The 13,241-nt window shown below is 35.2% G+C and carries 11 protein-coding genes, 1 tRNA gene and 2 pseudogenes; 6 read left to right on the plus strand and 8 right to left on the minus strand.

What is annotated here, in order from left to right; translation table 11 throughout:
• A complete protein-coding gene (gene gatA / locus AAGD89_RS02825; RefSeq protein WP_341808757.1) occupies nucleotides 1-1,473 on the minus strand; it encodes an Asp-tRNA(Asn)/Glu-tRNA(Gln) amidotransferase subunit GatA in 1,473 nt (490 codons plus the stop codon).
• A gap of 176 nt (nucleotides 1,474-1,649) precedes the next feature.
• On the opposite strand from gatA, the gene AAGD89_RS02830 reads away from it, so the two are divergent.
• The 6 genes and pseudogenes from AAGD89_RS02830 to AAGD89_RS02855 form a co-directional block, all read left to right on the plus strand.
• On the plus strand, nucleotides 1,650-1,877 hold the full coding sequence (locus AAGD89_RS02830) for a hypothetical protein (RefSeq protein WP_341808758.1): 228 nt from the start codon (nucleotides 1,650-1,652) through the stop codon (nucleotides 1,875-1,877).
• A complete protein-coding gene (locus AAGD89_RS02835) occupies nucleotides 1,844-4,249 on the plus strand; it encodes a hypothetical protein (RefSeq protein ID WP_341808759.1) in 2,406 nt (801 codons plus the stop codon). Before AAGD89_RS02830 ends, AAGD89_RS02835 begins: the two co-directional genes overlap by 34 nt.
• 114 nt (nucleotides 4,250-4,363) lie before the next feature.
• Nucleotides 4,364-5,263, plus strand: a complete 900-nt coding sequence (locus tag AAGD89_RS02840) for a hypothetical protein (protein ID WP_341808760.1) — start codon at nucleotides 4,364-4,366, stop codon at nucleotides 5,261-5,263.
• A gap of 70 nt (nucleotides 5,264-5,333) precedes the next feature.
• A tRNA-Ser gene (locus AAGD89_RS02845) sits at nucleotides 5,334-5,421 on the plus strand.
• 340 nt (nucleotides 5,422-5,761) lie between these two features.
• Nucleotides 5,762-6,595 (plus strand): annotated as a pseudogene (locus tag AAGD89_RS02850) (transposase).
• A gap of 197 nt (nucleotides 6,596-6,792) precedes the next feature.
• Nucleotides 6,793-6,903: pseudogene (locus AAGD89_RS02855) on the plus strand (IS481 family transposase); the annotation flags it as partial.
• On the opposite strand, the gene AAGD89_RS02860 reads toward AAGD89_RS02855, so the two are convergent.
• From AAGD89_RS02860 to eno, 7 genes are all read right to left on the minus strand, one after another.
• Nucleotides 6,900-7,340 (minus strand): nucleoside deaminase, encoded by a 441-nt coding sequence (locus AAGD89_RS02860; RefSeq protein WP_341808901.1) that lies wholly within the window; start codon nucleotides 7,338-7,340, stop codon nucleotides 6,900-6,902. The pseudogene AAGD89_RS02855 and the gene AAGD89_RS02860 overlap by 4 nt on opposite strands.
• Before the next feature lie 215 nt (nucleotides 7,341-7,555).
• On the minus strand, nucleotides 7,556-8,389 hold the full coding sequence (locus AAGD89_RS02865) for a transposase family protein (RefSeq protein ID WP_341808761.1): 834 nt from the start codon (nucleotides 8,387-8,389) through the stop codon (nucleotides 7,556-7,558).
• A gap of 34 nt (nucleotides 8,390-8,423) precedes the next feature.
• The gene (locus AAGD89_RS02870) at nucleotides 8,424-8,786 is read right to left on the minus strand and encodes a hypothetical protein (protein ID WP_341808762.1); all 363 of its coding nucleotides are present in this window, start codon (nucleotides 8,784-8,786) and stop codon (nucleotides 8,424-8,426) included.
• 37 nt (nucleotides 8,787-8,823) lie between these two features.
• Entirely contained in the window at nucleotides 8,824-10,431 is a 1,608-nt protein-coding gene (locus AAGD89_RS02875) for a CTP synthase (RefSeq protein WP_341808763.1), read from the minus strand.
• Nucleotides 10,431-10,751 (minus strand): preprotein translocase subunit SecG, encoded by a 321-nt coding sequence (gene secG / locus AAGD89_RS02880; RefSeq protein ID WP_341808764.1) that lies wholly within the window; start codon nucleotides 10,749-10,751, stop codon nucleotides 10,431-10,433. Before secG ends, AAGD89_RS02875 begins: the two co-directional genes overlap by 1 nt.
• 201 nt (nucleotides 10,752-10,952) lie before the next feature.
• Nucleotides 10,953-11,975 (minus strand): Obg family GTPase CgtA, encoded by a 1,023-nt coding sequence (cgtA, locus tag AAGD89_RS02885; RefSeq protein WP_341808765.1) that lies wholly within the window; start codon nucleotides 11,973-11,975, stop codon nucleotides 10,953-10,955.
• The gene (gene eno, locus AAGD89_RS02890; protein ID WP_341808766.1) at nucleotides 11,963-13,237 is read right to left on the minus strand and encodes a phosphopyruvate hydratase; all 1,275 of its coding nucleotides are present in this window, start codon (nucleotides 13,235-13,237) and stop codon (nucleotides 11,963-11,965) included. The genes cgtA and eno overlap by 13 nt, the downstream gene beginning before the upstream one ends.
• Between the last annotated feature and the right edge of the window lie 4 nt (nucleotides 13,238-13,241).

Consider the following 13,241-nt stretch of genomic DNA (forward strand, 5'->3'; position numbering starts at 1 on the left):
TCAATTATTCTGCTCTATTATGCTACCACAATGTTGCTCTATCACATTTGCTACGTTTAAAATTCCAGCTTCATCATAATAATTTCCAATTATTTGTAAGCCAAGCGGTAAACCTTCATTAGAAAGCCCAACAGGAACGGAAATAGCAGGTAAACCAGCTAGACTTGCCGGCACAGTAAACACATCATTAATGCACATTACAAGCGGATCTGGTTTTTCATTTAAGCCAAAAGCTTCTGTTGGAGCAGATGGAACGAGTATGTAATCTATTTTTTCAAACGCTTTTACAAAATCATTTCTGATTAATGCTCTAATACATTGTGCTTTTTCGTAATATTCATTGTAATGACCTGAAGAGAGTGCATAAGAACCAATTAAAATTCTTCTTTTCACCTCTTTACCAAAGCCTTCTGCCCTTGTTAATGAATACATTTCTTCAAGCGTGTCAGCATCAACCCTGAATCCATAACGCACGCCATCATAACGAGCAAGATTAGATGAAGTTTCAGCAGAACAAATTAAATAATAGACTGGTATTGCATACTTGGTATGTGGCAGGGTGATTTCGACAACCTCAGCACCATTCTCTCTTAAATAAGAAGCAACTTTTTCCCAATGAAGGATTATTTCATCTGAGATTCCATCCATTCTATACTCTTTTGGTATACCAATACGCTTACCTTTGATATCGCTATTTATAAAATTAGAAAATTTAGGTACTGGCCTTTCACTTGATGTTGAATCTTTTTTATCATAGCCACAGATTGCTTCCAGCATTAATGTCGCACCAGAAACAGAACGTGTAATCACTCCTGCTTGATCCAGAGAACTTGCAAATGCGATCATGCCAAAGCGTGAACATCTTCCATATGTTGGCTTTACTCCGACTACTCCACAATAAGCTGCTGGTTGACGTACAGAACCACCAGTATCACTCCCGAGCGTTCCAGCACACAAGAATCCTGCAACAGCTGCAGCAGAACCACCAGATGATCCACCAGGTACAACTTTTTCTCCATCACTTTTTCTTATCCACACATTTTCAACAGGGCCAAAATAACTATTTGTATTTGCAGAACCCATGGCAAACTCATCCATATTAAGCTTGCCGAGCATGACCGCCCCACTTCGCAAAAGCAAATTAGAAACCGTAGACTCATAAGTTGGTAGGAAATTTTCTAGCATTTTTGAAGCTGCTGTTGTTTTGATCCCTTTAGTGCAGAATAAATCCTTAACACCAACAGGTATACCCATGAGTGGTGAAATCAAATTATCATTATTTTGCTTAGAGAAGTGCTCATCTGCAGCTTTTGCAGCTTTCATTGCTATTTCCGGAGTTTTCGTTATAAACGCATTTAATTTTTCATTTTCAACTGCATTGATATGCGCTTCTATAAGTTCCACAGCAGAAAAATTCTTTTTTTTGAGCCCATCACGCATCTGCGCAATGCTTAATTTTTGTAGTTCATTCATCAATATTTAAATATTTCTCTTATAAAGACATTGATTATAGCAATGATACGATAAAAATCCATAATTTATATTTACAGCATTTTTCACTACTGGTAATTGATTACTTCAAATTGACGAATGTTAAAATATTAGCTAGAATTATTATATATACTAGTGGTATTTAAGGAGATGATGACATGGCAGATAATAAGTTATTGGAATTGATAGATGTACTAAATAAGCAATTGAAGAAAGATCATGTAACGGATGCTGATATAGAAGAATTAGATAGGATTATTGGATGTTTAAACGGTTCTGAAATTGCTATGGAAGTTGCTGAGGTTGCAAAAATTGCTATGAGGAGCGAAAGAGAAGCTCGCGCTGCTTTACGTTGGCAAATGAAAGTAACACAACAGATGATATAAAAGATCGCAAGTGGTACCACGGGCTTTCAATGGGCAATATTCAATCTGTTTTTGAAAAATCCAACAAGCTTCCCTCTCTTGTTAATAAGATTACTAATGTTAATAGCATTGCTGATAATAATAAATACTTACTAAAAAAAATAATCGAGAAAGTCGTAGGAAATATGGCTAATACTAAAAAATATGTAAGGAGTATCCAAATTGGTAACGAACACGAAAACGCTATTGATAAAATAGTATCCAATCTCAAAGAAGCAGAAGATATCCTAGAAGGCAAAGTGGAAGAACTTAACAAGCGATTTGTTGGTACAAGAAGTCCAGAAGAGAAAATTTCTGAATCGGCAACACAAGTATACAACAGTTATTTGCTGCTATACAAGCTGAATGAACTTAAAGTTGATGGTGGAAAGTCATTGCAAGAAGTGATTTCTGAAGCAATAGATAGTGGTAAACAAGAAGTAAGTATCACAATAAACAAAGAAAACTATAAAGTTGAGATTACCCAAGAAGGTGATAACTATAAGCTTAAGGTTTTAGGTGGGCATACTAAACCAGAAGTTCCAGGAGTTAAGGATGTGCTGGACTATAGTGATAAAGATATCATAGATCTATGGGCTAATAGTGAAGTTTCTATTGAGAAAGATCAAAATAATAACTGGGCATTTGCTGTTGGTTTGCGTGATGAATATAGATCGCTAGATTTAACAGTTGGTGGACTAGGTAAAAAAGTTCCATTTAATTTGCGTTTTGCTAATTTTTACAAAGTCATAAAAATATTAAAAGATGAAGAAACACCATTAAAGGAAAGATTTAGGCTAGCAAATAACATAGCAACAGGTTCAGGAAAGACTGGTGATATAGCCTTATTAAAACTTTGGGCATACCTTGCGAATATTCCATGCATCACTATGGTTCCAAGCGATACTTTAAGAAATCAATCAAACAAATTTGATAAAGAATTTTTACCTGGTGAAGTTGCGATGGAATTTGGAGAACCTTTTTTTGAGGGAAATACCAGATACGCAACTACAACGTTCGATGAAGCATTTAATACACAATGGGACTTGCTCAAGAGAATATACGGTGAAAATAGCGAGGAACTAGCATTGTTCCTAACTGATGAAGCTCCAAAATTAAAAGAAAACGCTGTGCTACTGGCACGAGCAATTGCAATAGCACGTAACAACCCTATTGCTTTCTTCAGTGCTACACCAGATAAATTTTTGAATGCACTATTTGAAATAATTTTGCAAATTTTACTTTCTCCAAAGGAAAGAACAAAGCTTGGAACTGGGAAGATACCTGTGGTCCATTATCATAAAATGAAATTTAAAACTTCACATGAAATGGAAAATTCCATATCTTCCATGAACCAATATGATTTGCGATTTGTAGATCCAGAAAAAGCATATACAGAAAAAATCGAAAATACTCATGACAAACTTAATGAATATAAAGATGCAGTAAATAAATTTAAGAGTGAGATAAAAAGCCATGGAAGTAACCTGTCCAAATTATCAAAGCCATTTCTAGATTTTATCAACCAATCACTAGATATTCAGGCTTATAAGGAAGGTCTTGTTGCTACTGAGGAAAGATGGGCAAGAGATGTTACAGGAGCTATTATTAACAACGATAATATTAAAGAGAGAAAGGCGAAACGTATAGAATCGTTTGTTGAAGCTATTGAAGATTTGAATACTGGATTGACAAAAAATAATATAAAATCTCTGGTAGAGCAAAATTTAAACGTTGAAGTTGGTGGCCAATTACTTCCATATATTAAACTTCATAATATAATTGATACTTTAAATGAGTATAAAAAGAGCGGTAAAGCAGTTGAAGTAAGTCAGTTTATCAAGGATAAATATGGTATTATTGATTCTGACAATCTGGAGTTCAATTCAGAACTATCAGGTGCTATACTCAGGTTAGAAAAGCATCAAGGTTATCCTGAATATGCAAGTAGCATAAAACGTAATTATCCTGGAGATAAAGAACTATATGAACATATTTTTAGCACGTTTCCTGACATTAGAAAGTTTTGTGAGCAAGATGCAGTTGTTCATTATTTTAATGGAAATGTAAAGCGTTTCAAAAGCAACGGAGAAGAGATCTATCAGTGTATCAGTGATAGCGATAGAAAGAATATTCTTAACATGATCAAGGCAGGCTTTGTGCCAAATGCCCTTTCTAAAGAGCTGGCAATAGGAATTGATGCTCCAAGACTCAGCAGAGTTGCAGCTATAATAAAAGATAAAACTGAAATGCTAGATCCAATGTTTTTGCTTCAACTTATGGGAAGGGTTGGAAGAGATGTAAAAAGGGAAGGATTATGTTACTTTGATATGTTTACATCTGATGAGAGTTAGTTAAAAATTGATGATATCACTACATTATCAGGAGAAAAGCTTCTCGAAAGACTTGAAGAGGGTTATAAAAAATATATTAAGGATGAAGAAGGTATTGCTCAAGCAGAATCTGAAATGCTGGATTATGATTTGAAAATCAATCACATTGTTCATTATGCGTGTAATACGCGATTCTTACCAGAACATAAGTTAATTTTTGATATGATGCAAAGTCACATCAAAAATGAGTTTAATAAAATAAATACTCAATATAGTTATGATAAAGAAATTTGTCTCAGGATCTTTATTCAAATCTTAAAAAATACCAATGCTAAACTAAAATTGCCATTAAATTATGACCAAGGCTCTCCGAGTCAAATTTATTTTTTTCATAATTTCATATTAGACCACAATAAAATACAAGAATTGAAAACATTAGTAGAAGCAATTGACAATACAATCAAATTACTAGAATCCAAGCAGACAGAAGGCAATACTGTACAATACTCCGACAACATGTCATTAGAAGATTGGGCACGTTACATAGTTCTTGCAAAACCCATGAGTTTTGATGTTCTAGTCAAGGCTGACCCTCACTCAAATGCTCCAATCTTCATGGAACAAAAACAAATATTACAAAATCAAGATACTTCTGCGCATAACGTAGGTCAAAACTCTACAACACAAAGTGATCTATCACAGCAAACTAGGACAGAGAAAGAACTGATGTATGGTTTTATGATGGCTTTGCTTCCATGCGCAGCAGTTGGAATTTATGCCTTGGTTGTTGGTGCAGAAGCTTTTAATCCTGATATAGCTACTGGAATATTTTTTGGAGTTTTTGTAATAGCTCTTGCATTATTTGCAACGGTGAAAAAGGCTTGTGACAAGCAAAGTGGTTCAAGCATGGATACGCCCCGCCTACAGCTAACTTATCCTCCACTAATCTGTGCAATGAGGACATTACACATAGAATTTGATGTACTGTTTTTCTTAGCAAAACGTTTTAACTTTATCTCTGCTTTTTCTGGGTAAGGTCAGTGATTAGGGAAGAGAACAATTTTTATAGATTGCTTAAAGTGAAATGTTGTGGTAAAAGAGGAGTGGACGGATGGCCGAGCGGTTTAAGGCACCAGTCTTGAAAACTGACGTATGTGATAAGCATACCGTGGGTTCAAATCCCACTCCGTCCGTATATCAATTTTAGCATAACCCGACCTCCCCCCTATATCAGCATGCTTAGTGTTGTTGCTATGTTTTCGTGTTTTTCTTTCCATAATCTTTTCCTTGTGGAAATTGTTTTCACAAAGATCTATACCATTTTTGCGTTTTTGAGAAAATTGAAGAGTAAATAAGTATAGCTAACCAAGATAAGCTTTTCCCGATTTTTGAAAAATAAAATCAATAGCAGCGTTAATATCTGGCCAAAAAGTTGGTAGAATTTTTCTCATAGTATAGACCCCCTGCGAAAAGGTAAAAAACAGATGAAAAACATTAAAAAGCATGTAAAATGAAAGTTTTAGGAGAGGGAAGATGGCAATAAGTTACGTAAAAATAGCAAGAACACCATATATTTTTAGACAATTGACAGGGCTCACAACATCTGAATTTGAAAAAATTGTGGCAAAAGTGCGTCCAGAGTGGGAAAAAATGGAGGCGAAAAAGAAATGTCACGGAAAAAAATCGCATGTTGAGGAGCTAGAAGACAGGATTTTATGTGTTCTAATTTATTACAGAACGTACATAACGCATCCATTTTTAGGGTTTTTGTTTAATTTGCACAACTCAAATATTTGCCGACTTTTTAAGAAAATGTAGCCATTATTGGCCAAAAAAATTACTATAAAAAAGGATAGAACGCTGACGCCAGAAAGGATTTTAAAAATTTTAGCAGACGTCACGGAGCAACCGATACAGCGGCCGAAAGACAGCAAAAAACGTAAGAAAAGTTATTCCGGAAAAAAGAAAGCAACCACAATAAAAACCGAAATTGTGATCGAGGGAAATGGGCAAATTCTGTCGATTTCGAAGTCGCATAGAGGTCGAATGCATGATTTTCGCATAAGGAAACAGGAAAAATTGTTGGCCAAAGATAGCATAAAATATGCCGATTCTGGGTATCAAGGTTGGCAAAAACTGCAGAAAAACGTTGTGATTCCGTACAAAAAACACCGTAAAAAGCCACTAACGGAGGAGCAAAAGGAGCATAATCGGAAGCTGGCATCGTTCAGGATGCGTGTGGAAAATAAGATTCGCGAGATAAAAATCTTCAAAATAATGTCAAATGTTTACCGCAATTTTCAGAAGAAATACAACATGAGATTTAATATTATAGCAGGAATTGTGAATTTGAGGCATAGTTTTTAATAATTTTTAGGCTGGGGATTTCTTACCAGATTTTATCAGCAACTTGCTTCACGTTGTTTCGCAGGGGGTCTTATGTTTTATGGTCGAGTTAGATGTACAGTCCTGATGGCATGATATATGAGAAGTTACCATTTAAAGGAGGAGTTGTGGTTACATGGGTGCGCCAGAACGACAGAGGCAGTACGTTGAGCAATACAAAGCGGCTTAAGGGTCTTACCCCATATGAATTTATATGCAACCAGTGCACACAATTTCCTGAGTTATTTATACTTAATCCATGCCATCATACTCTGGGACTGTACATCTAAATGTTTTCAAGACAGGTTCTTAACCCTTCAAAAAAATTCTTTAGCAAGAAAGAGCATTCTTCTTCTAATATTCCACCATAGATTTCAGAAACATGATTGCAAAATTGAAATATTTTAGCACCATTTTCAACTCCACCGCCTTTTGGGTTATAAGCCCCGAAGTATAATCGTCTAATCCTTGCAAAGGAGATAGCTTGAGCACACATCGGGCACGGTTCTAAAGTTACATACATGTCAGAACCACAAAGCTTTGAAGTTGAAAGTAATTTACATGCCTGTCTGATTGCTAATATCTCCGCATGCGCAGTTGGGTCATTAGACATGATAGTCATGTTGTATCCAGAAGCAACTACATTATTCTCACTTACTACTACAGCTCCTATTGGAACCTCATCCATTTTTTTCGCAATTTTAGCTTGCTCGATGGCGAGTTTCATGTAAAAGTCGTTAAACATTTACTGACTATTACAGCAAATACAGTTTTTTTCCTTAATCTTTTTTACATCTCTCAAACCGTAGACCTCACTTCTTGGCTCATTGAATTTAACCTTTACATCAAAAACATTAATAACGTTATTGCCTAGACCCCCTGCGAAACAACGTGAAGCAAGTTGCTGATAAAATCTGGTAGAAATCCCCAGCCCAAAAATTATTAAAAACTATGCCGCAAGTTCACAATACCCGCAATAATATTAAATCTCATGTTGTATTTCTTCTGAAAATTTCTGTAAATATTTGACATAATCTTAAAAACATTGATCTCGCGAATCTTATTTTCCACACGCATCCTGAACGATGGCAGCTTCCGATTATGCTCCTTTTGCTCCTCCGTTAGTGGCTTTTTACGGTATTTTTTGTACGGAATCACAACGTTTTTCTGCAGTTTTTGCCAACCTTGATAGCCAGAATCAGCATATTTTATGCTATCTTTGGGCAACAATTTTTCCTGTTTTCTTATGCGAAAATCATGCATTCGGCCTCGATGTGACTTTGAAACCGACAAAATTTGTCCACTTTCCTCAATCACAATTTCGGTTTTCATCGTGGTTGTTTTCTTTTTTCCTGAGTAACTTTTCTTACGTTTTTTGCTGTCTTTCGGCCGCTTTATCGGTTGCTCCGTGACGTCTGCTAAAATTTTTAAAATCCTTTCTGGCGTCAGCGTTCTATCCTTTTTTATAGTAATTTTTTTGGCCAATAATGGCTCCATTTTCTTCAAAAGTCGGCAAATATTTGAGTTGTGCAAATTAAACAAAAACCCTAAAAATGGATGCGTTATGTACGTTCTGTAATAAATTAGAACACATAAAATCCTGTCTTCTAGCTCCTCAACATGCGATTTTCTTCCGTGACATTTCTTTTTCGCCTCCATTTTTTCCCACTCTGGACGCACTTTTGCCACAATTTTTTCAAATTCAGATGTTGTTAGCCCTGTCAATTGTCTAAAAATATATGGTGTTCTTGCTATTTTTACGTAACTTATTGCCATTTTACTCTTCTACAATTTTCATTTTATACGCTTTTTAATGTTTTTCATCTGTTTTTTGCTTGTTTTGCAGGGGGTCTCCTGATGATAACATGTTATTATTGTCATCAATAATTTTTCTTTTTGCATGGCCATGTTCTTTTGCAGTTCGACTTAATTGCTTTGAATTACACTTATCTTCTTCTTGCTTTAAATGCTTTTTTATTTCTTCTATTGATTCAAATCCCTTTATTTCCTTTGTACCATGCGTTCTTTCTATATCCAGTATTGCATTTTCTACGAACTGATCCCTAAGTTCATCTAATTCTTCTTTGCTAGGATTGTTAACCTCTATGTATTTTAATAGTTTTTTTACACTTTTATGAAATTCTCCATTAAAAGATATCAAATCGCCTAACACTTACCCCCCCTCTGTTAACCTCATTGATTAAATTCTATCAGATTTTTATTTTTTTATCAACTGCTGCTTTAACAAATGATACAAAAAGAGGGTGTGGAGAAAATGGCTTTGATTGAAACTCTGGATGAAATTGCACACCAATGAACCATAGATGATTTTCTAGTTCCACTGCTTCTACACATGTACCATCTTCTGATATACCGCTACATATCAAGCCATTTTTCTCTAAATCATCTTTATAATCAGAATTGATAACATACCTATGTCTATGTCTCTCTGAAATGGTAGAACTACCATATATATTCATCATTCTGGAATCTAAGTTTATGCTACATTTATATGCACCAAGCCTCATGGTTCCACCTAAGTTGTTATTTTGGCTATCAAGTAATTTTATAATAGGGTTTTTGCAATCATAAAATTCTTCAGAGTGTGCATCCTCAAATTTGATAACATTGCGAGCAAACTCAATAACCGCAAGCTGCATACCAAGACATATGCCAAAAAAAGGAATATTATTTGTACGGGCATAATTTATTGCTAAAATTTTACCTTCTATTCCATGATCACCGAAACCTCCAGGCACAAGAATTGCACGAGAATTTTTTAATTTTTCTTCTACAGTTTTTTCATTTAGCACTCTGGAATTCACCCAGTTTATTTTGATTTTTACTTTATTCAAAATCGCTCCATGAGTCAGTGCTTCTACCAACGACTTATACGCATCTGGAAATTCTGTATACTTCCCAACTATTGATATAATAATTTTCTGTGTTGAATTCTGAATGGTATTTATTATTTCTTGCCATGAAGTCAAACTTGGCTTTGGCTTACTTAAATTAAAGTGCTCTAAAATTTGTGTATCAAGCCCATATTGGCTATAGAGTGCTGGTAATTCATATATATGGCTTACATCAGGAGCAGGTATAACATTAGATAAAGGAACATTACAAAGATTAGCTATTTTCTCCCTTTGATCTTTGGAGATTTTTTTTTCGCTACGGCACAATATAATGTCCGGTTGTAATCCTGCAAAATTTAGCTCTCGAACTGAATGTTGCGTCGGTTTTGTCTTTAACTCCTGCGCTGCAGCAAGATATGGCACTAAAGTTAAGTGTATAAGAATAACTCTCTGTTTTCCCAATTTATAACTAATTTGACGTATAGCTTCTAAAAATGGTTGGCTTTCGATATCACCTACAGTACCGCCTATTTCACATATTACAAAATCTAGATCTTCCGTGTTATTAGAAATAAAAGACTTAATTAAATCTGTAACATGCGGGATGACTTGCACAGTTTTACCTAGATAATCACCATGTCTTTCTTTTTTTAATAACTCATGATACACTTTACCAGTTGTTATGTTGTCATCCTTTGTTGCCTTAATTCCGGTAAAACGCTCATAATTACCTAAATCCAGGTCAGTTTCAGCACCATCTTCTGTAACAAATACTTCTCCATGTTGAGCTGGGCTCATTGTTCCAGGATCGATATTTAAATAAGGATCAAGTTTTCTAATGTGTATTTTAAAGTCATGGGCTTGAAGCAGCGCACCAATGCTTGAAGAAACAAGACCTTTCCCAAGTGATGATACAACTCCGCCTGTTACAAAAATAAATCTAGTACCGGCCGCCTCTTTCATTAATTTTCAAATGGAACAGAAGTAGATTCTTTTTCTTGTTTTTTTTCTAATATAATTTTCTCTGCAATCGATTTTTTATGCACGTCTTTTGAAGATAATCCTGATAACAGCAATGTATTTATAATAAACAATCCAGCGAGTATAGCTGTTATTTTGCTGAGCGGATTTGCAGAAGATTTAACAGAAACCATTGAATTGAGCCCCTGCTCAGAGATACTAAAACCACTTAGTGAGCTACTACCAGGAGGTTGCAAAAGAACTAAAGTTACTAGAACAATAACTAATATTATTTGAAATACGCTTAATACCATTATTGACATTGTAGACGGGACTAAAACAAAAATTTTAAAAGTATCAAGCGTGTAAGTCAAGCCCTAATACCAAATTCCACAGGGCCTACGCATGAAAAAAGTTATTGATACAGATCAATTTTATAAGTTGTTTGACAGAAGCTTAAAACTCGTTACTATAGTACTTCCTAAACTAAACAATAAAACATTTATATTAGCTATATCTAAGATTTACATCTTAAAAGGGTCATACACTTTACTTTCTTTTGTTTGGTTTGTTTGCAATTTAGTGTTTAACAATCTTAAAATGTTCTGTAAATCATCGTCGATTGATAAGCATAGAACCTCTTTATCAAGATGCTTAGTTAGGTGGTTCTTTTTTTCAAACACTTCCTGCTCTGTAAGTAAGTCGCATTTATTTAATACTACAATTTCTTCTTTTTGAGCAAGTTCGGTATTAAAACGCTCCAATTCATTATGTGTGCAATTATAAGCCGAAATAACGTCATCATGAGTTACGTCAATTAAATGAAGTAAAACTTTACATCTTTCTATATGCTTTAAGAATTTATGTCCAAGCCCAACTCCAAGGTGAGCATCAGTGATTATTCCAGGAATGTCTGCTATTACGACTTCGCCATCGTCCACTTTTGCCACACCTAAATGTGGCCTCAAGGTAGTAAATGGATAATCACCTACTTTTGTATCTGAGTTTGAACAACGAGTCAAAAATTTCGATTTACCTGCATTTGGCATACCAATAATTCCAACGTCTGATAAAACCTTTAGCTTTAGTAAAACAGGTTTCTCTTCGCCAGGTTTACCATGAGTAAAATGCCTCGGAGCTTTGTTAGTGGAAGATTTAAAGTTAGTATTTCCAAGTCCACCTTTTCCTCCTTGTGCTATTAAAAATTCCATGTCAGGTTTGTCAAGATCTACTATAACATCTTCGGTTTCTTCATCGATTATTTGTGTGCCAACAGGAACTTTAAGTATAACATCTTTGCCTGCCATGCCAGATCTATCTCTACCTGCACCATTTTTTCCACTATCTGCCTTAATATGTCTTCTATAACGAAAATTAAGCAAAGTGTTGAGATTGGCGTTGCTGATGAAAATTATGTCTCCACCACTTCCACCGTTACCACCATTTGGGCCACCAAATTCAACAAATTTTTCTCGACGAAAACTTGCACAGCCATCGCCACCGTCACCAGCTTTTAAATACAATCTTACTTCGTCTATGAACCCCATGCTAACCCACGATAATATTGAGAATTTTTTCCCAGCATATCTTCTATTCTCATTAATTCATTATATTTTGCTAGCCTGTCAGAACGCGATAGGGAGCCGGTTTTTATTTGTCCACAATTTGATGCAACTGCTATATGGGATATTGTTGTGTCTTCTGTTTCACCTGAACGATGAGAAATAATAACTTCGTATCCATGTGATTTTGCCATTTCAATTGCACTGAAAGTTTCTGTTAAAGTTCCTATCTGATTTGGCTTTATAAGTACAGTATTTGCGATATTTTTTGCTATGCCTTGACTTATCATCTCACAATTTGTAACAAATAAATCATCACCGACCAGCCGCACTTTATTGTCCAGTCTTTCAGTAAGCAACTTCCATCCCTCATCATCGTCTTCATCCATCGCATCTTCTATGGAAACTATTGGATATTTTTCCATAAGATTATCATAATATTTTACAAGTTCCTTTGAGCTTAATTCCTTATTTCCAAATTTATAAATTTTATTTTTATAAAAAGTAGATGCAGCAACATCGAGTGCCAGTGCAAAGTGATTGTTCGTGGAATAACCAGAAGATTCTATAGCTTGAATTATCAAATTAAGAGCTTTTTCAGTTTTTTTAATGTTTGGAGAAAAGCCTCCCTCATCTCCTACATTTGTACTGTAGCCTTTTTTCTTAAGAATATTACGCAAGTTGTGAAATACCTCTGCGGACATTCTGATTGCATCGCTAAAAGTTTCAGCTCCGACAGGAAGAATCATAAATTCCTGAAAATCTAGTTCATTATCTGCGTGTACTCCACCATTTATGATATTTATTAATGGTACCGGCATAATATTCGCCTGAATTCCCCCTAAATATCTATATAGAGGCATATTAAAACTGTTCGCCGCAGCTTTTGAAGCAGCAAGTGATACGCCTAAAGTTGCATTTGCTCCAAGTTTAGACTTGTTTTTTGTTCCATCCAGTTCAATTAACGCTTTATCAATTGCGCCTTGGTCTGCTGCATCCATTCCTATGATTTCATTCGCTATTACGCCATTTACAGCTTGAACAGCTTTAAGCACTCCCTTCCCACAATATCTTTTCTCATCTTGATCTCTGAGCTCCAAAGCTTCCAGTTTACCAGTTGAAGCCCCAGAAGGTACAGAAGCTCTACCCATTGATCCATCACAAAGTTCAACTTCTACCTCAACAGTTGGGTAACCTCTGCTGTCTAAAATTTCTCTTGCAAATATATTGTTAATTATTTTTTTCATCGAA

Origin of the sequence: Wolbachia endosymbiont (group E) of Neria commutata, from assembly GCF_964026735.1 — a bacterium.
Classification (GTDB): domain Bacteria; phylum Pseudomonadota; class Alphaproteobacteria; order Rickettsiales; family Anaplasmataceae; genus Wolbachia.